Origin of the sequence: Flavobacterium limnosediminis JC2902 (assembly GCF_000498535.1) — a bacterium.
Lineage (GTDB): Bacteria > Bacteroidota > Bacteroidia > Flavobacteriales > Flavobacteriaceae > Flavobacterium > Flavobacterium limnosediminis.
The window spans coordinates 261641-281776 of sequence record NZ_AVGG01000007.1 but is presented as its reverse complement, the minus strand read 5'-3'; the positions used below and the strand labels follow the sequence as shown (position 1 = coordinate 281776).

17 protein-coding genes are annotated in these 20136 nt (G+C 38.6%); 3 read left to right on the top strand and 14 right to left on the bottom strand.

Annotated features, from left to right (window positions below; all coding sequences use genetic code 11):
- Positions 1–6 precede the first annotated feature (6 nt).
- The 6 genes from FLJC2902T_RS08615 to FLJC2902T_RS08590 form a co-directional block, all read right to left on the bottom strand.
- Positions 7–465 carry a DUF6146 family protein gene (locus FLJC2902T_RS08615; RefSeq protein ID WP_035677932.1) on the bottom strand — a complete coding sequence of 153 codons (459 nt, stop codon included), beginning with the start codon at positions 463–465 and terminating at the stop codon, positions 7–9.
- A 106-nt stretch (positions 466–571) separates the two neighbouring features.
- Positions 572–1123 carry a hypothetical protein gene (locus FLJC2902T_RS08610; protein WP_023579414.1) on the bottom strand — a complete coding sequence of 184 codons (552 nt, stop codon included), beginning with the start codon at positions 1121–1123 and terminating at the stop codon, positions 572–574.
- Between the two features lie 57 nt (positions 1124–1180).
- Positions 1181–2137 carry a D-2-hydroxyacid dehydrogenase gene (locus FLJC2902T_RS08605; RefSeq protein ID WP_023579413.1) on the bottom strand — a complete coding sequence of 319 codons (957 nt, stop codon included), beginning with the start codon at positions 2135–2137 and terminating at the stop codon, positions 1181–1183.
- A 74-nt stretch (positions 2138–2211) separates the two neighbouring features.
- The gene (gene serC, locus FLJC2902T_RS08600; protein ID WP_023579412.1) at positions 2212–3282 is read right to left on the bottom strand and encodes a 3-phosphoserine/phosphohydroxythreonine transaminase; all 1071 of its coding nucleotides are present in this window, start codon (positions 3280–3282) and stop codon (positions 2212–2214) included.
- A 3-nt stretch (positions 3283–3285) separates the two neighbouring features.
- Positions 3286–3687, bottom strand: a complete 402-nt coding sequence (locus FLJC2902T_RS08595) for an LNS2 domain-containing protein (protein WP_023579411.1) — start codon at positions 3685–3687, stop codon at positions 3286–3288.
- A 102-nt stretch (positions 3688–3789) separates the two neighbouring features.
- Positions 3790–4848 carry an acyl-CoA reductase gene (locus tag FLJC2902T_RS08590; protein WP_023579410.1) on the bottom strand — a complete coding sequence of 353 codons (1059 nt, stop codon included), beginning with the start codon at positions 4846–4848 and terminating at the stop codon, positions 3790–3792.
- A gap of 147 nt (positions 4849–4995) precedes the next feature.
- Here FLJC2902T_RS08590 and FLJC2902T_RS08585 point away from each other — a divergent pair, with 147 nt between their 5' ends.
- Positions 4996–5346 (top strand): 4Fe-4S dicluster domain-containing protein, encoded by a 351-nt coding sequence (locus FLJC2902T_RS08585; RefSeq protein ID WP_023579409.1) that lies wholly within the window; start codon positions 4996–4998, stop codon positions 5344–5346.
- A 137-nt stretch (positions 5347–5483) separates the two neighbouring features.
- On the opposite strand, the gene FLJC2902T_RS08580 is transcribed toward FLJC2902T_RS08585, so the two are convergent.
- The 7 genes from FLJC2902T_RS08580 to FLJC2902T_RS08550 form a co-directional block, all read right to left on the bottom strand.
- A complete protein-coding gene (locus FLJC2902T_RS08580) occupies positions 5484–7505 on the bottom strand; it encodes a S9 family peptidase (RefSeq protein WP_023579408.1) in 2022 nt (673 codons plus the stop codon).
- A 325-nt stretch (positions 7506–7830) separates the two neighbouring features.
- The gene (locus tag FLJC2902T_RS08575) at positions 7831–9627 is read right to left on the bottom strand and encodes an acyl-CoA dehydrogenase family protein (protein ID WP_023579406.1); all 1797 of its coding nucleotides are present in this window, start codon (positions 9625–9627) and stop codon (positions 7831–7833) included.
- 130 nt (positions 9628–9757) lie between these two features.
- Positions 9758–10114, bottom strand: a complete 357-nt coding sequence (locus tag FLJC2902T_RS08570) for a four helix bundle protein (protein WP_035677928.1) — start codon at positions 10112–10114, stop codon at positions 9758–9760.
- 97 nt (positions 10115–10211) lie between these two features.
- On the bottom strand, positions 10212–11393 hold the full coding sequence (locus FLJC2902T_RS08565; protein WP_023579404.1) for an acetyl-CoA C-acyltransferase: 1182 nt from the start codon (positions 11391–11393) through the stop codon (positions 10212–10214).
- A gap of 94 nt (positions 11394–11487) precedes the next feature.
- Entirely contained in the window at positions 11488–13878 is a 2391-nt protein-coding gene (locus FLJC2902T_RS08560; protein WP_023579403.1) for a 3-hydroxyacyl-CoA dehydrogenase/enoyl-CoA hydratase family protein, read from the bottom strand.
- A gap of 84 nt (positions 13879–13962) precedes the next feature.
- A complete protein-coding gene (locus tag FLJC2902T_RS08555) occupies positions 13963–14412 on the bottom strand; it encodes a MarR family winged helix-turn-helix transcriptional regulator (RefSeq protein WP_023579402.1) in 450 nt (149 codons plus the stop codon).
- A gap of 116 nt (positions 14413–14528) precedes the next feature.
- Entirely contained in the window at positions 14529–16307 is a 1779-nt protein-coding gene (locus tag FLJC2902T_RS08550; protein WP_023579401.1) for an AMP-dependent synthetase/ligase, read from the bottom strand.
- Between the two features lie 429 nt (positions 16308–16736).
- Between FLJC2902T_RS08550 and FLJC2902T_RS08545 the strand changes: the two genes are divergently transcribed.
- On the top strand, positions 16737–18665 hold the full coding sequence (locus FLJC2902T_RS08545; RefSeq protein ID WP_023579400.1) for an LTA synthase family protein: 1929 nt from the start codon (positions 16737–16739) through the stop codon (positions 18663–18665).
- Between the two features lie 2 nt (positions 18666–18667).
- Positions 18668–19252 carry a dual specificity protein phosphatase family protein gene (locus tag FLJC2902T_RS08540; protein WP_023579399.1) on the top strand — a complete coding sequence of 195 codons (585 nt, stop codon included), beginning with the start codon at positions 18668–18670 and terminating at the stop codon, positions 19250–19252.
- 55 nt (positions 19253–19307) lie between these two features.
- Here FLJC2902T_RS08540 and FLJC2902T_RS15810 read toward each other — a convergent pair whose 3' ends face one another.
- Positions 19308–19982 (bottom strand): DUF3667 domain-containing protein, encoded by a 675-nt coding sequence (locus FLJC2902T_RS15810; RefSeq protein ID WP_023579398.1) that lies wholly within the window; start codon positions 19980–19982, stop codon positions 19308–19310.
- Between the last annotated feature and the right edge of the window lie 154 nt (positions 19983–20136).

Genomic DNA, 20136 nt, shown 5'->3' with positions numbered 1-20136 from the left:
TACAAATTATGGTCGAGGCGGAAAACCTCCGAGGCGAATATTATTTTTTATCTGAAAATAAACCAAATAATTATAAAGCAGATAATTCACTTCGTAGCCATAATCAGTTCCGTTCTGATAATCTATTTGCATAAGGAATAACTCGGCATCTTCTTTAGATTTTGGTGAACGCGCTCTGTTGTTCCATTCGATTACCCAAGGGATATTTCTGCTTTCCAGGTGTTTTTGGGAATAAAAATCACGTGGTTTTGCGGTACTTTGCAGCCAGGGTCTAAAACCGGAATCGATAATTATTACTTCGTATTCAATATCGGGATTGGCAATCCGTATCGTATCGCTCTCGACTTTTTCTGGGACTTTTTCTGCTACAGGCGCCGTTTTTTCTGCCGAAGATTTCTTGGTCGGATTACATCCAAACACCATCAGAATTAAGGTCAGGGCAACTATGTGAAATATTCTTTTCATCTTCATGAATTTTCTTATAAAGTTACTAAAAATCAGGTAGATGAGGGGTATATTTAACAAAAAAGCCAAACACGAATGTCTGGCTTTAAAAATTATATGCATTGCTTTATTTTCCGAACAGTTTTCCTAAAATTCCGCTCAAAAATCCTCCACTTTTACCTGAAAGGGCTGCAGTGGCATCATTCATGTCAACTTTACCATCCTTGTTCTGGTCTAAACCAAATTGACCTCCATATTTGGAAACGGCTTCCATTAATCCGGAATTTCCTCCGAGTGAATTTACGATATCCGAAACATTAAATCCCGGCTGATTCGGATCGTTGGCTTTTCCGATTAATGACCCCAAAACTTTCGGAATCATGCTTCCTGCAACTCCTGAAGCGGTATCACTGCTCAAACCGAATTTCTGTCCCAAATTACCCGAAAGCTGATCGGTTAACTGTTTTACAACTGGATTGGAAGCATCCACAGTACCGCCTTTTAATAATCCGGCTATATCGTTTACATTTCCTTCAGCCACCATGTTTTTGAGTCCGGACAGAATACTGTTTCCGGTTTCGTTCATAACAGCCTCATTGTGTTCGTTTGGAACCGATTGATTGTTTACAATGGCATCACCGCCAAATTGTTTTACTAATTCTGATATCTGATCTAACATTGAAATTGGTTTTAATGGTTGGATATCAAATTTAGCAAAAAATATTTACAAATTTGGTTAATCGTTCTTTAACAGACTGACAATCTGTGCAGCCAATTCAGTTCCGATTCGGTCCTGAGCTTCCAATGTTGCAGCACCAATGTGTGGTGTCATGGAAACCTTCGGATGCATCAGTACCTGAATGGCCGGAGTTGGTTCTTCCTCAAAAACATCCAATCCTGCAAAAAGTACTTTTCCTTCATCTAAAGCATCAATCAAAGCCACTTCATCGATAACGCCGCCTCTTGCACAATTGATGATACCAACACCGTTTTTCATCATTGCAAATTCTTCACTTCCAATTAAATGGTCTCCCATTGCTGGCGTATGAATGGTAATGAAATCGGAATGTTTAAAAATATCTTCAAGCGGTTCTGTTTCGATGTTAACATTGATAAACTGACCGTTATAGAAATCAACCTTGATAACGGCTTCGTCCACGTGTTTGTCGGTCGCCAGTACTTTCATACCTAAACCAAGTGCCATTCGTGCCACTTCACGACCGATACGGCCAAAACCGATAATTCCGATGGTTTTTCCGCGAAGTTCGATTCCGTCAGCATACGCTTTTTTCAGATTGTTGAATTGGGAATCACCCTCCAAAGGCATATTTCTGTTGGCATCGTGTAAGAAACGGGCTCCGGAGAACAAATGCGCGAAAACCAATTCGGCTACCGATTCTGATGAGGCAGCAGGTGTGTTGATTACGTGAATTCCTTTTTCCACGGCATGAGTCACATCGATATTATCCATTCCGACACCACCACGACCGATGATTTTTAATGACGGACAATTGTCGATGATATCCTGACGTACTTTAGTGGCACTACGCACCAAAAGCACATCAATGTTATTTGTATTAATATAATTGGCAACCTGTTCCTGTGCCACTTTGGTTGTTATAACTTCAAATCCGGCTTTTTCAAGAGCGATAATTCCGCTTTCTGAGAGACCGTCGTTTGCTAATATTTTCATTGTGTTAATTTGTTGATTTGATAATTTGGTTATTTGTTTTATCGGATGATCGATTGCTCAAATAACCAAATCAACTATATTTTGTTTTCTAATTCTTTCATTACGTCCACTAAAACCTGAACGCTTTCAATTGGTAAGGCATTGTACATCGATGCGCGGTAACCGCCTACAGAACGGTGTCCGCTGATTCCGGAAATTCCGGCTGCTTTCCACATCGAATCGAAAAGCGCAGTGTGATTTTCATCGGCCAGTAAGAAAGTTGCATTCATGTTTGAACGATCTTCTTTTACGGTAGTCCCTTTAAATAAAGGATTTCTGTCGATTTCGTCGTATAATAATTTAGCTTTAGCCTCGTTTAGTTTTTCGATAGCGGCAATTCCACCAAGGTTTTTTAACCATTGTAAGGTTAGGAGTGAGGTATAAATTGCAAAAACAGCAGGTGTATTGTACATACTTTCCTTTTCAATATGCTGCTGATAGTTCATGATATTCGGAATCGCTCTTCCGGTTTTACCAAGAATTTCTTCTTTTACGACAATCAGTGTTGTTCCGGCAGGACCCATGTTTTTTTGAGCTCCGGCATAAATCAAATCGAATTTTGAAAAATCCAATGTTCTGGAGAAGATATCCGAACTCATGTCGCAAACCATTGGAACATTGGTTTCCGGGAAGCTTTTCATCTGTGTTCCGAAAATCGTATTGTTACTGGTACAGTGGAAATAATCCGCATCTGCAGGAATGGAATACTCTTTTGGAATATAAGTATAATTGTCTGGTTTAGAAGATGCAACCACTACAGTTTCGCCGAATGGTTTTGCTTCTTTGATCGCACCGCTTGCCCACGTTCCGGTATCAAGATAGGCTGCTTTGCCGTCCACTTTCATTAGGTTATACGGAACGCGTAAAAACTCCATACTGGCACCACCTTGTAAAAACAAAGCCTGATAGCCTTTACCTGTTAATCCTAAAAGTTCCAAAGCCAAAGCTCTGGCTTCTTCCATTACGGCAACAAATGCCTTGTCTCTGTGGGAAATTTCCAATATGGACAATCCCATACCGTTGAAATCTAAAACCGCCTGTGCCGCTTTTTCAAATACTTCCTGAGGCAGAATACATGGTCCTGCGCTGAAATTATGTTTCTTCATGATTTAATCGTTGAAAACCTGGATTACTACTTCTTTTTCCACCAATTGGGTAAATTTACCATTAAAACGGGTTGCTTTCACCAAATGATTGTCGATCCAATGGTAGTTTCCGCCTCTTGGCTTTCCGAATAAGATGCTGTGGAATTTGAATCCGTGTTTGTTAAGCCATACTGTGGTTACTTCACGGTGTTCTTCAGTTCTGGAAGTGAAGAAGCAAATCTGATGGCCTTCGTCGTACCATTTGTTGATGGTTTCCAAGGCATCCGGGAAGGGTTCGCAGGTTGCCATTCTTTCCGGTTGTTCGTTAGGAACATCTTCCGTAATTGTACCGTCAATGTCAATGAGGTAGTTTTTAATCCCGTCTTGTAAAACCGGACTAATGTTGTCTTTGTGTTGTAATTGCATTATCGTTGTGTGTTTAATGCAAGCAAATTTCTTAAAAAAAAACGACTTCAGGGATAAAAAACGACATTTAGTATAATTAATATCATTTTCGGGATTAAAAAGCTATATTTTTGATAAAAATGAAATGGTATCGACATTATCTGCATAATCACATAATTTTGGTTTTTGTGATTTTCCAAAAGAAATGCTGCGATTTATCAAATTATTTGACACGATACACTGGATTTTTTCCGAATCTTCCAATAATTTACTTTTTACCGTCTCTAAATCATCGTAATATTCATAAAAAACGGATGAAATTGGGGAGGCGTAACTTGAATCTTCTTTTAATGTCAGGAATTCGTTATCCAGTAACGGAAACAGACTCATTAAAAATACGGCTTTGTTATAATCGTAATTGTTGGCATATTTTTCATAGTGAATGATATCGCCATATTCGTATATCGCCTCAAAAAACTGTTTAAAATCGTAGCCTTTAGGAACAAAAAGTTTGGAAACATTGCGACATCCCAATCCGAAATAACGGAAAATATCTTCACCCAATGCCACTAAATCTTCTTTGGATTCTTTTCCGTCCAAAACGGCAACGGAATTTCTGTTTTTACGAATTATACTCGGAACGTCTTTGAAATAATACTCGAAATAACGTGCCGTGTTGTTGCTTCCGGTGGCAATTACCGCATCGAAATTTTCTAATTTTCCTTCGACAAACTCTATATTATCCGCCATTTCAGAAGCAACGGCAATCAGGTAGTCGGCTAGAAACGGAAGTAACTTCTGATCGTTGGACGATGTTTTAACCAACACTTTATGACCGGTTATCAGTACCGATAAAAAATCGTGAAAACCTACCAGCGGAATATTTCCGGCAAGGATTAATCCGACTGTTTTTGGCTGAACATTTGAAAGATCATAAGCAGATAACCATTCGTTCAGATTTTCTTCAGTCAAGGCCTCCGCCCAGGAATTGATGGCATAATGTACCTGTTCCGGCGTAAACCATCCGTTATGACTTTGTGATAATTCAATCAGATCGATAAACTTGTCAAAGAATAAATCATTGTGTAAAACACCTTCTTTTCTGGCAGAGTTATCCAATGAAAACTGGCTTAAAAACTGACCTAATGCGATGAAAGCTGATTTTTTCTGATTGAGGTTCATATAATTTGTTTATGAAAGGTTTTGATTGTAATTTTGTGCAAAATTAAGCTTTTTTAGCATTGGACAACGTGCTTCATCGAATAAGCTTTTTTAACATTTAGGTATAATAGCTTTTGGCTTATGGCTTAAAGCATAAAGCAAAAAATAATGGCAATTATAATAACAGACGAATGTATCAACTGCGGGGCATGTGAACCGGAGTGCCCGAATACAGCAATATATGAAGGCGCAGACGATTGGAGATACAAAGACGGAACCAGTTTAAAAGGAAAAATTGTGCTTCCGGACGGTACTGAAGTGGACGCAGAAGCCGCTCAAACTCCGATTTCAGATGATATCTATTATATCGTTCCGGGCAAATGTACGGAATGTAAAGGTTTCCACGAAGAGCCGCAATGTGCTGCCGTTTGTCCGGTAGACTGTTGTGTTCCTGATGATAATCATGTGGAAAGCGAAGAAACGTTGCTAAACCGACAAGCGTTTTTGCATAACGAATAAGTTTTTTAAAAATTACTTCAAAAGCCTGAGCAGTTTAACGACTTTCAGGCCTTTTTATTGGTTTTATCAAAAATGAGAAAACCGCTTTGTAAAATGACAGATTTACGCAGCGGTTACTATTTTATTGATGAGTAAAACTATTTCAGGGTGACAGTACTGACATCAACGGTTATTTCTTTTAATCGCTTTTCAACTTCCGGAGTCATGGTTGATTGGTACCGACCGTTTAAATGTTTAGCAAGGAATTTTTCTGCTTCGGCGTACATGGCCATATTATTAACAGGTCTTGCAAAACCATGTCCCTCATCGGGTGCTAAAATATAAGAGACAGGAAATCCTCTGTCACGCAGTGCAACAACTATTTGATCCGATTCAGCTTTGTTCACTCTTGGGTCATTTGCTCCCTGTACTACCATTAGAGGTGTTTTAATTTTATTGGCATGGGTCAAAGGTGATTGTCGTACTAACTGTTCTTTGCCTTCAGGGGTTGTTGGGTCCCCCATTCTCAAATAAAACACTTTTCGAATTGATTCCCAATAAGGAGGGATGGAGTTGAGTAGCGTGTTCAGATTTGAAGGCCCTACAATGGAAACGGCTGCGGCATAAGTGTCTGGCGTGAATGTAACTCCGGCTAATGTTGCATATCCCCCGTAAGAGCCACCCATTATGCCGACTCTTTTAGGATCGGCAATGCCTTGGTTAATCAGGTATTTGACACCCCAAGTAATGTCGTCCTGCATTTTTTGTCCCCATTCATTATTCCCGGCATCAATAAATTTTTTGCCGTAGCCGGTCGAACCTCTGAAATTAGGGAGTAATACGGCATAACCTCTATTGGCTAAAAATTGCGGAAGCCCACCATACCCCCAATAAATTCGCGACCATGGACCGCCGTGAGGAACCACAATTAAAGGGAGATTTTTATGATCAACACCATTAGGTAGAACCAAAAAGGAGGGGATTTCCATTCCATCTGAAGATTTATAGGAAATGGAAGTCATTTTCGCTAAGTCTTTCATTGGGATTTTTGGTCTGGGTGAATATTGAAAAGCTGTTTTTTTTGTTGTCCTGTCGAAGAGATACACACTGCCCGGATTGATATCGCTTGAAACACTGAAAAGCCAGAGATTTTCTTCAAGGTTGGAAGAAAAGAAGGAAATATCATCATTAGGAAATGATTTTTGAATCATTTTATAATCATTTTCAAAACTTTTGTCTTTCCAGTAGATTCTTCGTCTGCTGTCGTTGTAAATTGTTGAAACGATTGATTTTGTTTTTTCGGAAAAATTAAGGCTATTTAAATCAACTTTGTTTAAAGGATCTTTTTCTACAAACTCTTCTTTTTTGGTTGTGGGATCTAATAGGATTAATTGTGAGAAGTTCAAATCATCACCTTTGTTGGTTACGATATAAATTTTCTTGTTGTCTTTGTCAAAAATGTAGGGATCAGACGATTCAAATGAATTGGTACTGTATATTTTTTCGAAGCCATTCTTTTCAACCCTTAATATATCGTTACTTCCGTCCTGATTGGAACGCGTGGCTAATCGTAAGTTACCGTCCCAGTCAAAAAGCCAGCCGGTAATTCTGTCGGTTTCTAAGTTTTTATAAATTAATGTTTTTTCTCCTGTTGAAATTTTTAATTTATAAAGATCATGCCATGCTTTATCGCGGTCGTTTAATCCTATGTAAATTATATCGGGATCCTTTAACGGAAGTTCATAAATATAAACCCTGACACCTTTTAAGTTTGTTAAGTCCTTACTTTTTGGCACATCTTGTCCTTTTTTTAAGGCTTCATTCGGGTCGATCGCATAAAGGTTGAAATTTTCATCGCCGCCTTTATCTTGAGAATACAGGATATACTTCCCGTTTCTGGACCAGAAGTAATTGGAAATCGGACGCAGTGTATCAGCTGAGACCGGTTTGGCTTTTTTGAAATCCTCGTCAGTTTTTTTTACCCATATGTTCCTCGTTCCCTTATAGGTTTTGATGAAAGAAATGAATTTACCGTCGGGTGACAATTGCGCTCCTGTAATTTCAGGATCTCCAAAAAACAACTCTCTGTCAATAATGGGAGGCAATTGCTTTTTTTGCGCCAAATTGGTTAGACTCATAAGAGCAAAACCAATGAAAAGAATAATCTTAATTTGTTTCATAATCCTAATAGTTTAATGTTACTTATGGCCAAATGGCTGTTTGCTTATGCAGAAATTACTAATGATAATGAAAAATATTGGTAGGGGAATTCTGAATTATGACTTAAAGATACTGTTTTTTAGAGATTTACGTTCTTTTTTACGTTAAGATGTGTTTTTATTCCGTTGATTTTTAGGTGTTTGTTGTTCTAAGTGATTTTGTATAAGTATGATTTTGATTTAAAACTTGTTTTGATTAGTAAAAAACATAAAAAAACCGCCCTGCAAATGCAAAAGCGGCTTTTAAACAAACTAAACCAATTTTAAAGTCAATTAATCCTTACGATTAAAAGCAATAAGCGTTTTCAGCCACAACTTTAGCTGCGATAGTTTCACGCAATGCTACAATGTTAGGCATGTTTGTATATTTTGTAAAACGGCGTAATCCCATTAACATCATGCGTTGTTCATCACCTTCGGCAAAAGAGGCAATACCTTCTTTCCCTTTTTGTGCGATGGTATCCACAGCGTGATATAAATACAATTGTGCCATGGCGATTTGTTCTTTCACATTATCGGCACCTTTTGATTTTGCTAATTTTTCAGTTCTAAGGATAGCACTTTCCGCCATGTAGATTTCGATCAGCATATCGGCTGCAGCCATTAATAATTGTTGGTGTGCTTCCAAATCCGGACCGTATTTCTGAACCGCTGAACCAGCTACCATTAAGAATGCTTTTTTCAGTTTTCCGATAAGTTCTTTTTCTTCGGCAAATAATTCGGAGTAATCAGGTGTTTCGAAAGAAGGAATTCCCATTAGTTCTTCGGCAACTTTCATCGCCGGCCCTAATAAATCCACGTGACCTTTCATTGCTTTTTTGATTAACATCCCAACGGAAAGCATACGGTTGATTTCGTTCGTACCTTCGTAAATACGAGCGATACGAGCATCTCTCCAGGCGGATTCCATCGGAGTGTCTTCTGAGAATCCCATACCGCCAAAGATTTGGATACCTTCATCGGTACAATTCTGAATATCTTCTGAAACGGCTACTTTTAAAATGGAACATTCGATGGCAAACTCTTCAACGCCTTTCAATTCGGCTTCGCTGTGCGAACTTCCTTCGGCATCGCGTGCTGCAATTCTTTGCTCAATGGCACCGCCAGCACGATAAGTAGCACTTTCTCCGGCATAAGCAGAAGCTGCCATTTCAGCTAGTTTTGAACGCACCGCTCCAAAATTGGCAATAGGAGTGTTAAACTGCATTCTTTCGTTAGCATATTTTACGGCACCGGTGATGGTTCTTCTTTGAGCATCCAGGCAGGCTGCAGCCAATTTTACACGACCTACGTTCAGTGCATTCATTGCTATTTTGAAACCTTCACCACGCCCGGCCAGCATATTTTCAGCAGGAACTACCGTGTCGCTGAAGAAAACCTGACGGGTAGAAGAGGCGCGGATTCCCAATTTATGCTCTTCCTCCCCAAGTGTGATTCCGTTTGGATTGGCAGCATCATATTCTACGATGAAACCGGTAATGTTTTTATCATTTTCGATTCTTGCGAAAACAATCATCAGGTGGCAGAAACCGGCATTGGAAATCCACATTTTCTGTCCGTTGATTTTATATGATTTTCCGTCGGCAGAAAGTTCCGCTTTCGTTTTTCCTGAATTCGCATCCGAACCCGCTCCCGGCTCTGTCAGACAGTATGAACCGAACCATTCACCTGAAGCTAATTTCGGAACGTATTTTTGTTTTTGTTCTTCGGTTCCGTATAATGTAATAGGCATGGTTCCAATTCCGGTATGTGCCCCAAAAGCAGTTGAAAACGAACCTGTTGCACCCGAAATGTAATCACAAACCAACATCGTGTTTACGAATCCCATCCCTAATCCGCCGTATTCTTCCGGAACAGCTACACCAAGAAAACCAAGTTCTCCGGCTTTTTTCATGCTCGCTTCCGTATAAGCATAATCTTTTTTCTCAAATTTGTCTTTATGTGCCCAAAGTTCCTTATCAACAAACTCTTTTACAGAGTCACGCATCATAAGCTGATCTTCGGTGAAATCTTCCGGTGTGAAAACGCTTTCGCATTTTGTTTCTTTTACAAGGAATTGACCTCCTCTTGTGATATCTTCCATAGTTTATGTTTTTAGACTTTTTAGATGCAATAACCAAGAATCAAGAAGTAAAACGTTAATAGAATTTAGATGAAAATAAGATATGAAGGAGGTTTGAAAAATTATACTTCATATCTCTAAGTTCTATTTTCTATTTCAATTCTAACTTACTAATGAAACTAGTCATCATCTTTTGAAATTCGATTATTTTGTTTTCTATTTCCTCTGTTTTTTCTTTTGATAAATACTCATTTTGAAGAGCTATCAGTAATTGTGTCTGTAATTCAAAAGAAGAACCCAGACTAATATTTAAATAATGTTGAAAATGTTTATTTCCTCTATTTGAACCTTCAGCAATATTTGATGGCATCGAAACCGAACATTTGTTCATTTGACTAATCAAGGAGTAAGTCTCAGATTTTGGAAATGTCTTGCATAATTTAAAGATATCGGATGTAATCTCCATAGATAGAATCCAAATCTTCAGATTTTTGAAGTTGTGGCGCATAATATTTTATTTTTGGCATATAATTTTTTCAGACTCTTTTTTCGAATCTAATATCTTGTCTCTTGTCTCTTGCTTCTTGTTCCCCTGCCTTTCTTTCCTACAACAACTCGTAAATTCCCGCAGTTCCCTGCCCGGTTCCCACACACATGGTTACCATTCCGTATTTGCTACCGCGGCGTTTCATTTCGTCGAACAATTGAACCGAAAGTTTTGCACCGGTACAACCCAGTGGGTGACCTAAGGCAATGGCGCCTCCGTTTACGTTCACGATATCCGGATTCAATCCCAATTCACGGATGACTGCTAACGATTGCGATGCGAAAGCCTCGTTTAATTCGAATAATTCGATGTCTTTTAATTGTAAACCGGCTTGTTTTACCGCTTTCGGAATGGCTTTAACCGGTCCGATTCCCATGATTCTAGGCTCAACTCCCGAAGAAGCGAAGTTGACCAATCGCGCAATCGGTTCAAGGTTTAATTCTTTTACCATTTCTTCCGACATTACCAGTACGAAAGCGGCTCCGTCACTCATTTGCGATGAGTTTCCGGCAGTTACCGAACCGTCAGCTGCGAAAACGGGTTTTAATTTGCCTAATGCTTCTTTGTTGGTATCGGCTCTCGGACCTTCGTCTTTGGTTACAACATATGATTTTGTTGCTTTTTTGCCGTTTTCATCGATATACACCTGTTCAACAGTTATTGGAACAATTTGTTTATCGAATTTGCCTTCTGCCTGAGCTTTTAATGCTTTCATATGTGAATTGTACGCGAACTCATCCTGATCTTCACGGGAAACGTTGAATTGTTTCGCAACCGCTTCGGCAGTTAATCCCATGCCCCAGTAATAATCTTCGTGACCAGCTGCCGCTGCTTTATAATCCGGAGTGGGTTTGTAACCTCCCATCGGAATATAACTCATGCTTTCGGCACCACCGGCAATGATACAATGTGCCATTCCTGACTGGATTTTAGCCGTAGCCATACCAATAGTTTCAATTCCCGATGCGCAATATCGGTTTACGGTTACGCCCGGGACATCGTCGATTTTTAATCCCATTAAGGAAATTAAACGGGCCATGTTTAAGCCTTGTTCGGCTTCCGGCATGGCGTTTCCAACCATTACGTCGTCGATTCGGGTTTTATCGAAGTCCGGCAATTCATTCATCATGTATTCGATGGTTTCGGCTGCCAGTTCATCCGGTCTTTTAAAACGGAACACTCCTTTTGGTGCTTTACCAACGGCGGTTCTGTATGCTTTTACTATATAGGCTGTTTTCATTTTTTCTTTTTTTGAGTGAAAAGAGACAAGAGTCAAGAGTCAAGATTGATTTATAAGCGAATTTTTCTTGTTTCTGTTTTCTTGCTTCTATTTTCTAATTACGCAACGGTTTTCCTTTGGTTAACATAAACTGAATTCGTTCCAGTGTTTTTCTTTCGGTACATAGCGATAAGAAAGCTTCACGTTCCAGATCCAATAAGTATTGTTCACTGACTAAGGTTGGTTCGGATAAATCACCACCCGCCATTACATACGCTAATTTGTTGGCAATTTTTCTGTCGTGTTCCGAGATGTATTGTCCGGCTTTCATCTGATCGGTTCCTACTAAGAACATTCCCAAAGCCTGTTTCCCCAAAACTTTAATGTCATTGCGTTTTACCGGTTGTGTATAACCTGCTTCGGCCATTAAAAGTGCGTGTTTTTTAGCTTCGGCAATCTGACGGTCTTTGTTTACTACCACTATATCTCTGCCTTTTTGAAGCACGCCGATATTGAAACCTTCGTAAGCAGAAGTGGCTACTTTTGCCATACCAACGGTTAGAAAATATTCTTGTAAAACGTTCAATTCGACATCGTTTTTACGGAATGTGTCGGAAGCTCTCAAAGCCATTTCCTTAGAACCACCACCGCCTGGAATTACTCCAACTCCAAATTCTACTAATCCGATATAGGTTTCTGCAGCTGCCACGGCTTTGTCAGCGTGCATTGTGAGCTCGCAACCACCGCCTAATGTCATTCCGTGAGGCGCGGCAATTACAGGTATTCCCGAATAGCGTAAACGCATCATGGTGTCCTGGAACATTTTGATGGCCATGTTTAATTCGTCATATTCCTGCTCGACGGCCATCATGAAAATCATGGCTAAATTGGCTCCGACAGAAAAATTCGCAGCCTGATTTCCGATAACTAAGCCCTGAAAGTCTTTTTCAGCCAATTCGATGGCTTTGTTGATACCCTGAATTACGCCGCCACCAATCGAATTCATTTTAGATTGGAATTCTAAGTTCAAAATTCCGTCTCCCAAATCGTGAACAACGGCTTCGCTGTTGCTCCATACTTTTTTACTTTCGCGGATGTTGTTCAGGATGATAAATGCATCTTGTCCCGGCACTTTTACTTGAGATTTTGAAGCAAGTGTATAATAATGCGTAGCGCCTTCTTTTACCGTATAGAAAGATTTGTTTCCGGAAGCAAGCATTTCAGTTACCCAGGCAGCCGGAGCAAGTCCTTCCGCTGTCATTAATTCGATTCCTTTTTCCACACCGATGGCATCCCAAATTTCGAACGGACCATTTTCCCAACCAAACCCGGCTTTCATGGCATCGTCAATTTTGTAGAAATCATCAGTAATTTCAGGAACTCTGTTGGAAACATACGCAAACATTGCCGAGAAACTTTTTCTGTAGAATTCACCTGCCTTATCGGTTCCTTTTACCAATACTTTAAAACGGTCGATAGGTTTATCAATCGTTTTGGTCATTTCCAAGGTGGCGAAAGAGGCTTTTTTAGCCGTTCTGTATTCTAGCGTATCTAAATCTAAAGATAAAATGTCTTTGTCAACTTTTTTGTAGAAACCTTGTCCTGTTTTGCTTCCCAACCAGTTGTTTTCGATCATTTTACTGATGAAATCCGGAAGTTTGAACAATTCGTGTGCTTCGTCAGTTGGGCAGTTTTCGTAGATTCCGTTGGCTACGTGAACCAAGGTGTCTAATCCAACTACGTCAACAGTTCTGAAAGTCGCTGATTTCGGTCTGCCAATAACCGGCCCCGTTAATTTGTCTACTTCTTCAATGGTGAGTCCCATTCCTTTTACTAAGTGGAATAAACTCTGAATTCCGAAGATACCAATTCGGTTTCCGATAAATGCCGGGGTGTCTTTGGCAACAACCGAAGTTTTACCTAAGAATTTTTCACCGTATTCGTTTAAGAAATCCAATACTTCCGTTGCCGTTTGGGGACCCGGAATGATTTCGAATAATTTTAAGTAACGCGCAGGGTTAAAGAAGTGTGTTCCGCAGAAATGTTTCTGGAAATCCTCGCTTCTTCCTTCGCTCATGAATTTTATTGGAATACCGGATGTGTTGGAAGTGATCAGTGTTCCCGGTTTTCTGTATTTTTCAATCTGTTCAAAAACAGACTTCTTTATGTCCAAACGTTCCACAACCACTTCGATGATCCAATCGCAGTCTTTGATTTTTTCCAAATCATCGGTGGTGTTTCCCGTTGTGATTCTTCCTGCAAATTTCTGATCGTAAATTGGGGAGGGATTTGATTTGAGGGCATTAGCCAAATGATCGTTTACCAGTCGGTTGCGAACCGCTTTATTTTCCAAAGTCAGACCCTTCTTTTGTTCCGTTTCGGTTAATTCTCTGGGAACAATATCGAGAAGTAAAACTTCAACTCCGATATTGGCAAAGTGACAAGCAATTCCGGATCCCATAATCCCGGATCCTACCACCGCTACTTTTTTGATAAGTCGTTTCATCTGTTTCTGTTAGTTTTTTTTGAAGTCTGATGTTAAGGTACAAAAGCAATTTTACCCAATCATCTGACATCGTTTATTTTATTGTTATTTGTTATCGTCTGTACTGAATATGTTTTTGTCGGCAATTAATTCATTGATGATTTCTGCAACTTCCATGAAACTGTTCAGTTGTTCGTCTGTTACATGTTTTTTTACCGTTTCATTAAATTTTAGTACGGTCGTTTTTGATAATTCTCTTTTTTCCTTTCCTAATTTGGTCAGATGAATTATGACACCGCGGCCGTCGGTTGGATTTTTCTTTCGGATAATCAATCCCTTTTCTTCCATTGATTTTAATGTCCTTGTCAGACTTGTCGGTTCCATTCCCATCCGGGTTCCGATAGCTGTTGAAGGCGTTCCTTTTTCCCGGTCGATACTAAGCAAAGCAAATCCGGTAGCCATTGTAGCCCCGTATTTCGTGGCTTCTTCATTGTACATTCTTGCAACTGCCTGCCACGTTGCTCTTAAGACATAGTCTATTGTTTTATCTTTCATGATTTTTTAAAAGGAATTCAAATATACAAATAAATACTATGCATGCATAATAAAAATGTATTATTTTTAAGTTAATTTAAAAAAAAACTCCTCAATCGAGAGGAGTTAGTGTGTTTTTAATCATTATTATAGATTTTATCATAAAGATATTGATATTTTTCTTTTATGATTTTACGTTTTAATTTCATGGTTGGCGTTAAATGTCCTCCGTCAATGGACCAGATTTCCGGAGTAAGCTCGATTTTTTTCACTTGTTCCCAGTTTCCGAATTTTTTATTCAGTTCTTCCACTTCTTCTTCGATACGTTGTTTTACGTCAGGATTTGAAGAGATTTCACCTTCGGTTGAACCAATAGAGATGCCTTTTAATTTTGCCCATTCTTTTACGAAGTCAAAATTCGGTTGTATGAAAGCGGCCGGCATTTTTTCACCGTCACCAATTACCATAATCTGTTCGATGAAACGGGATTGTTTTAAGGTGTTTTCCAAAACCTGCGGAGCAACATATTTTCCGCCTGAGGTTTTAAACATTTCTTTTTTACGGTCGGTGATTTTCAGGAAGCCTTCGGAATCGATTTCACCAATATCTCCTGTATGGAAGTAGCCCCCATTAAGAGCTTCATTGGTTTGGGTTTCGTCTTTGTAGTAGCCTATCATTACGTTAGGCCCTTTGCATAAGATTTCACCATCTTCAGCGATTTTTACTTCAACACCGTCCAGAACGCGACCTACGGTTCCGATTTTAAATCCTTTGTTTTTTTCTTCGTTTACTGAAATTACGGGTGATGTTTCTGTTAAACCGTAACCTTCCATGATTGGGATTCCTGCTGCGGCAAACACTCTTGTCAGTCTCGGCTGCAGTGCTGCACTTCCGGATACCATAAGTTCCAATTGTCCGCCAAGGCCTTCTTTCCATTTGCTGAAAATTAACTTTCGGGCAATTTTTAACTGGAATTCATACCACCAGCCATTGGCTTCGTATGGTTCGTAAACCAATCCCAAATCAATGGCCCAGAAGAATAATTTCTTTTTAATTCCGGTCAGATCGGCGCCTTTAGCATAGATTTTATCGTACACTTTTTCCAAAAGACGCGGCACGGCTGTCATTACATTAGGTTTCACCTCTTTCAGATTGTCACTCATCTTTTCAATACTTTCTGCAAAGTAAATGGAGATACCATAATATTGGTAGAGATACAAAATCATTCTTTCAAAAATATGGCAAACAGGTAAAAAGCTTAATCCGCGGCAATCGCCTGCTCTGAGTGGTACTCTCGGTGCACTCATCAATACATCGGATACAATATTCTGATGGCTTAACATGACGCCTTTTGGGCGACCCGTAGTACCCGAAGTATAAATAAGGGTAGCCAAATCGGTTGTTACAATGCTGTTTTTTCGTTCTTCAACAGCGTTCTGGTTAGATGTGTCTTCACCTAATTGTAAAACTTCTTTCCAGCTTTTACATCCCGGAATATCATTATAGGAATAAATTTCCTTTAGTGTTGGGACATTGTGTTTGATGGAATTTATTTTTGCGAAAACCTCACTGTCTGAAACGAAACAATATATTGATTCCGAGTGGTTTAATATGTATTCGTAATCCTCTGCTGAAATGGTTGGGTAAATAGGAACTGTCTGTGCTCCGGTTTGTAAAACACCGATGTCGGTAATGTTCCATTCGGTTCTGTTGTTGGAGGAAATGATAGCGATTTTATCATTTTTCTGAACTCCCATCCGAAGCAAACCACGGGAAATGGTATTCGCTTTATCCAGATATTCCTTAGTGGAAGTTTTAATCCATTCTCCGTTTTGTTTGGTAACGAGAGCATCCGATAAATTATATTTTTCCAGTTGATAGTAAGGAAAATCAAAAAGACGTGTGATTTGATTCATTTTCTAGGATTTTATTCCTGCAAATTATGAAAAATTAAATTTTATTGCAAAAAAAAAGAAAAATAGATTGATGTTTATTCTTTTTTACTGGTTTTTTGCTAAAATTTAATTATAAAGTGTTGGTAATTATTACTTTGTATTTTGTTCTTGATGAAGTCTTTATTCTTTAATTCGGTGAATTTGGTCTGTTTTTAATGTGTTTTTCATCTCAGTTCCTCAACTTGAAGAATTAAAAATAGGGCTTTGGAGGTTAAAATACTATGTAAGCATACTATATTTTGGTATTATTCCTCTGAAAAAAGTTAGGTATCAATTGTAAAATTCAGTGCTGAGGCTTAAAAGTTTATTAATCTTTTCCCAATGAGGCAGCAATCACTGTCTTATTTTGTATTTTTGGACGCTAAAAAAACTGATTTTCATTAACTTAACATGAAGAACTTCTTTCGTATAAAAGAATATAAAGCACTATTTTACAGGTTGTTGCTGGTGTATTTGTTCTATTTTATTGCCCGAATCTTATTTTTTATCTACAATTTCAGTTTGTTGAAAGTGGATTCTGTGAGCGAATTTTTCAGACTGGCTTATCACGGATTAACCTTTGACACTACCGCAATTCTTTACATAAACGGATTATTTATATTGTTTTCGGTTTTACCGTTATGGATCAATACGAAACACGGTTATCAGAAATTCCTGTTTTATCTCTATTTTGTAGCCAATTTAATTGCGTATGCGACGAATTTCATTGACCTGATTTATTATAAGTTCATCTATGCCCGTACCACCATAACGGTTTGGGATTCGTTAGAACATGAAAAAGACAAGTCAGCAATGATGTTCCGTTTTTTAATCAGTTATTGGCATGTGTATTTGTTGTTCTTTGTCATGGCAGCGCTTTGGATTTATCTGTACAAAAAAGTCAGAGTCATTCATGAACCCGTTACACACAGCAAAGTAAAATATTTCCCTTTTTCCTTTATTGGATTACTGGTTGTTGCTTTTTTATCGATTGGAGGAATACGAGGCGATTTTAAAAAGAGCACACGTCCATTAAATTTAATCGATGCCAACCGATATGTGGAAAAACCGCAACATGCTGACATTATTTTAAATACTCCGTTTGCCATCATCAGAACCATAGGAAAAACAAGTTTCAAGAAAATAAATCTGGTCGATAAAAGTGTCGTGGAAGCGAATTTTCAACCGATTAAGCACTATGGAAACAATCCAAAATCTACTCCGAATGTGGTATTGATTATCACAGAAAGTTTCGGAAGGGAATATTGGGGATCATTCAATAAAGATATGAATATTCCGGATTATCAGGGATATACCCCCTTTCTGGATTCGTTGGCGCAACACAGTATGATTTATACGAACGGTTTCGCAAACGGAAGTAAGTCCATTCACGGAATGTCATCCATTTTAGCGGGTGTTCCATCGTTTAGGGATGCCTTTACATCATCACCGTTTCCGAAACAGAAAATTCAATCGTTGGTTTCCTGTCTGAAAGAAATGGGATATGATACATCTTTCTTCCATGGTGCTCCAAATGGTTCGATGGGATTCTTAGGCTTCGGAAATATTCTTGGTTTTGATCATTATTACGGGAAAACCGAATTCAACAACGATGCTGAATTTGACGGGGTTTGGGGGATCTGGGATGAGCCTTTCCTTCAGTTCATGAAGCAGACGCTGGATAAGAAACAAAAACCGTTTTTCAGTACGGTATTTACGGTTTCCTCCCACGAACCTTATATAGTACCTGAAAAATACAAAAATAAGTTTCCGAAAGGGAATGTACCAATGCACCAGTGTGTGGGATATACCGATTATTCGTTTAAAAAATTCTTTGAAGAAGCTAAAAAGCAACCTTGGTTTAAAAACACGATTTTCATCATAACTGCCGATCATGGAAATCAGACGTATTACGATGAATATGAAAAAGTGGTCAACAGAACGGCTACACCAATCCTTATTTATAAACCCGACGGAAGCCTGAAAGGGGTTAATAAAGAATTAGCACAGCAGATTGATATTTATCCGACCATTTTAGACATGGTTGGCTATGATAAACCATTTAGAAGTTGGGGAAGAAGTCTGATTGGGGATACGAAAGTAAAACCGTATACGATTAACTTCAACGGAAATCTGTACCAATTTCAGCGCGGGAATTATATTTGCACTTTCGACGGAAAGAATGTGGTTGGATATTATGATATTAAGGATAAGGCTTTAGAGCGTAATTTGATTGCCAAACTGAATAAAGAAATGCTGGAAAACGGAGAAGCCTGTAAAGCTATTATACAGGATTACTTCGAAAGAATTATTGATCAGAAATTATATTATAAAAAATAAAGATGAAGAAGAAAATAGGCTTATTGGTTCTTTTGATTGTTGTGGCTGGAGTAGGGAAGTATGTTTACGATATGAACATCAACCACAACTTCGAAACCATCACGGAAGGAAAAGTATACAAAAGCGGCGTGATTCCTCCCGACGAGATTGAAAGCTATGTTAAAAAGTACAATATTAAGTCGATAGTCGATTTGAGAATGCCCGGAACCAATGATTTGGTTCTGAATCCTGAGCAACCGGGTGAATTGCAGCAGGAAAAAGAAGCTGTCGCAAAAATAAAAGGGGTGAATTATTACAGTAATCCATCAGATCAGGTGCCAACACAAGATAAAGTAGATTCGTTCCTGAAAATTATGGATAATCCGGACAATTACCCGGTTTTGATTCATTGTTATCACGGAACCGGTCGCGCCGAAATGTATTCGGCTTTATACCGAATCGAATATGAAGATGCAGACAGGGATGATGCCCGAGAAAGAACCCGATTTTTAACCAAATGGAGTTCGTTTGATTTGGGCAAGCCTAAAGGGGATTACCTTCATGCTTACGAAAGCCGAAAAGAGAAAGCTAAACTTGCTACAAAATAAAAAAAAGCCCCGATTTGTACATGCCCTAAAAGTAAGATACTATTTGGGGCTTTTTTTATGAATGATAACTAAAACTTCCAGATTTCCAATCGGTTACATAGCCAAAAATGATTAGCATCAGCAAAATAAATTCGATTGCTAAGAATAACAGAAAAAGGAACATTCGTAAACTGAATCCAAATTTTGTATACGAGTCTGAAAATGTTGAATAATAGCTGCGAATCGTATACGCGATTATGACAAGCGGAGTGAGATATCCGTCTAAAATACTAATGAAATAAAGGTATTTGATGAAATTTAAAAAGCCCGATGCATTGGAAAATGTAACTAAAATCAAAATTCCTAAAAAAGTAATTCCGGCAATTATAAAGTGTTCGCTTAAATTAAATTTTTTTCTTCTGAAAAGAATAAGACTGTTTAGGGCGAAAAAGGGAACGAAAGAAAGAATTATGCTTTTTGCATTCGAGGATATAAATTTTTCAAAACCATTCTTAATATGAGTATCTGTATTGGAAATTGAATAATATTCAGCCGAGATTTGGTCATAATAATGATTTAAGAAAAAATTCAAACCGAGCAGCAGTAAAATAAAATAAAACACATTGTAATACCGAATCCGTTTTCCGCCGATATAATCCAGTGCCGCTTTTCCAGGTCGGAGAAGCGCTTCTTTGGCGGTAAAAAGCATGCCTTTTTCAAAATGCCAGACACCGTGTAAAACGTCATGCATAATGAAATGTTTGAATGTAATGCGATGTGTGTCTGATTTTTGTCCGCACTCAGAACAGAACTTCCCCGCTAACGGCGTCTCACAGTTTAAGCAATTGTCATGATTCATAGCCAAATGAAAGAATTTTCGGCAATGATACAAAAAAAGCATCTTT

What these genes read in the sequence shown, in the direction of transcription:
- FLJC2902T_RS08615 (WP_035677932.1), bottom strand. Translation starts at nt 465, where the DNA reads ATGAAAAGAATATTTCACATAGTTGCCCTGACCTTAATTCTGATGGTG.
- FLJC2902T_RS08610 (WP_023579414.1), bottom strand. Translation starts at nt 1,123, where the DNA reads ATGTTAGATCAGATATCAGAATTAGTAAAACAATTTGGCGGTGATGCC.
- FLJC2902T_RS08605 (WP_023579413.1), bottom strand. Translation starts at nt 2,137, where the DNA reads ATGAAAATATTAGCAAACGACGGTCTCTCAGAAAGCGGAATTATCGCT.
- serC (WP_023579412.1), bottom strand. Translation starts at nt 3,282, where the DNA reads ATGAAGAAACATAATTTCAGCGCAGGACCATGTATTCTGCCTCAGGAA.
- FLJC2902T_RS08595 (WP_023579411.1), bottom strand. Translation starts at nt 3,687, where the DNA reads ATGCAATTACAACACAAAGACAACATTAGTCCGGTTTTACAAGACGGG.
- FLJC2902T_RS08590 (WP_023579410.1), bottom strand. Translation starts at nt 4,848, where the DNA reads ATGAACCTCAATCAGAAAAAATCAGCTTTCATCGCATTAGGTCAGTTT.
- FLJC2902T_RS08585 (WP_023579409.1), top strand. Translation starts at nt 4,996, where the DNA reads ATGGCAATTATAATAACAGACGAATGTATCAACTGCGGGGCATGTGAA.
- FLJC2902T_RS08580 (WP_023579408.1), bottom strand. Translation starts at nt 7,505, where the DNA reads ATGAAACAAATTAAGATTATTCTTTTCATTGGTTTTGCTCTTATGAGT.
- FLJC2902T_RS08575 (WP_023579406.1), bottom strand. Translation starts at nt 9,627, where the DNA reads ATGGAAGATATCACAAGAGGAGGTCAATTCCTTGTAAAAGAAACAAAA.
- FLJC2902T_RS08570 (WP_035677928.1), bottom strand. Translation starts at nt 10,114, where the DNA reads ATGCGCCACAACTTCAAAAATCTGAAGATTTGGATTCTATCTATGGAG.
- FLJC2902T_RS08565 (WP_023579404.1), bottom strand. Translation starts at nt 11,393, where the DNA reads ATGAAAACAGCCTATATAGTAAAAGCATACAGAACCGCCGTTGGTAAA.
- FLJC2902T_RS08560 (WP_023579403.1), bottom strand. Translation starts at nt 13,878, where the DNA reads ATGAAACGACTTATCAAAAAAGTAGCGGTGGTAGGATCCGGGATTATG.
- FLJC2902T_RS08555 (WP_023579402.1), bottom strand. Translation starts at nt 14,412, where the DNA reads ATGAAAGATAAAACAATAGACTATGTCTTAAGAGCAACGTGGCAGGCA.
- FLJC2902T_RS08550 (WP_023579401.1), bottom strand. Translation starts at nt 16,307, where the DNA reads ATGAATCAAATCACACGTCTTTTTGATTTTCCTTACTATCAACTGGAA.
- FLJC2902T_RS08545 (WP_023579400.1), top strand. Translation starts at nt 16,737, where the DNA reads ATGAAGAACTTCTTTCGTATAAAAGAATATAAAGCACTATTTTACAGG.
- FLJC2902T_RS08540 (WP_023579399.1), top strand. Translation starts at nt 18,668, where the DNA reads ATGAAGAAGAAAATAGGCTTATTGGTTCTTTTGATTGTTGTGGCTGGA.
- FLJC2902T_RS15810 (WP_023579398.1), bottom strand. Translation starts at nt 19,982, where the DNA reads ATGCATGACGTTTTACACGGTGTCTGGCATTTTGAAAAAGGCATGCTT.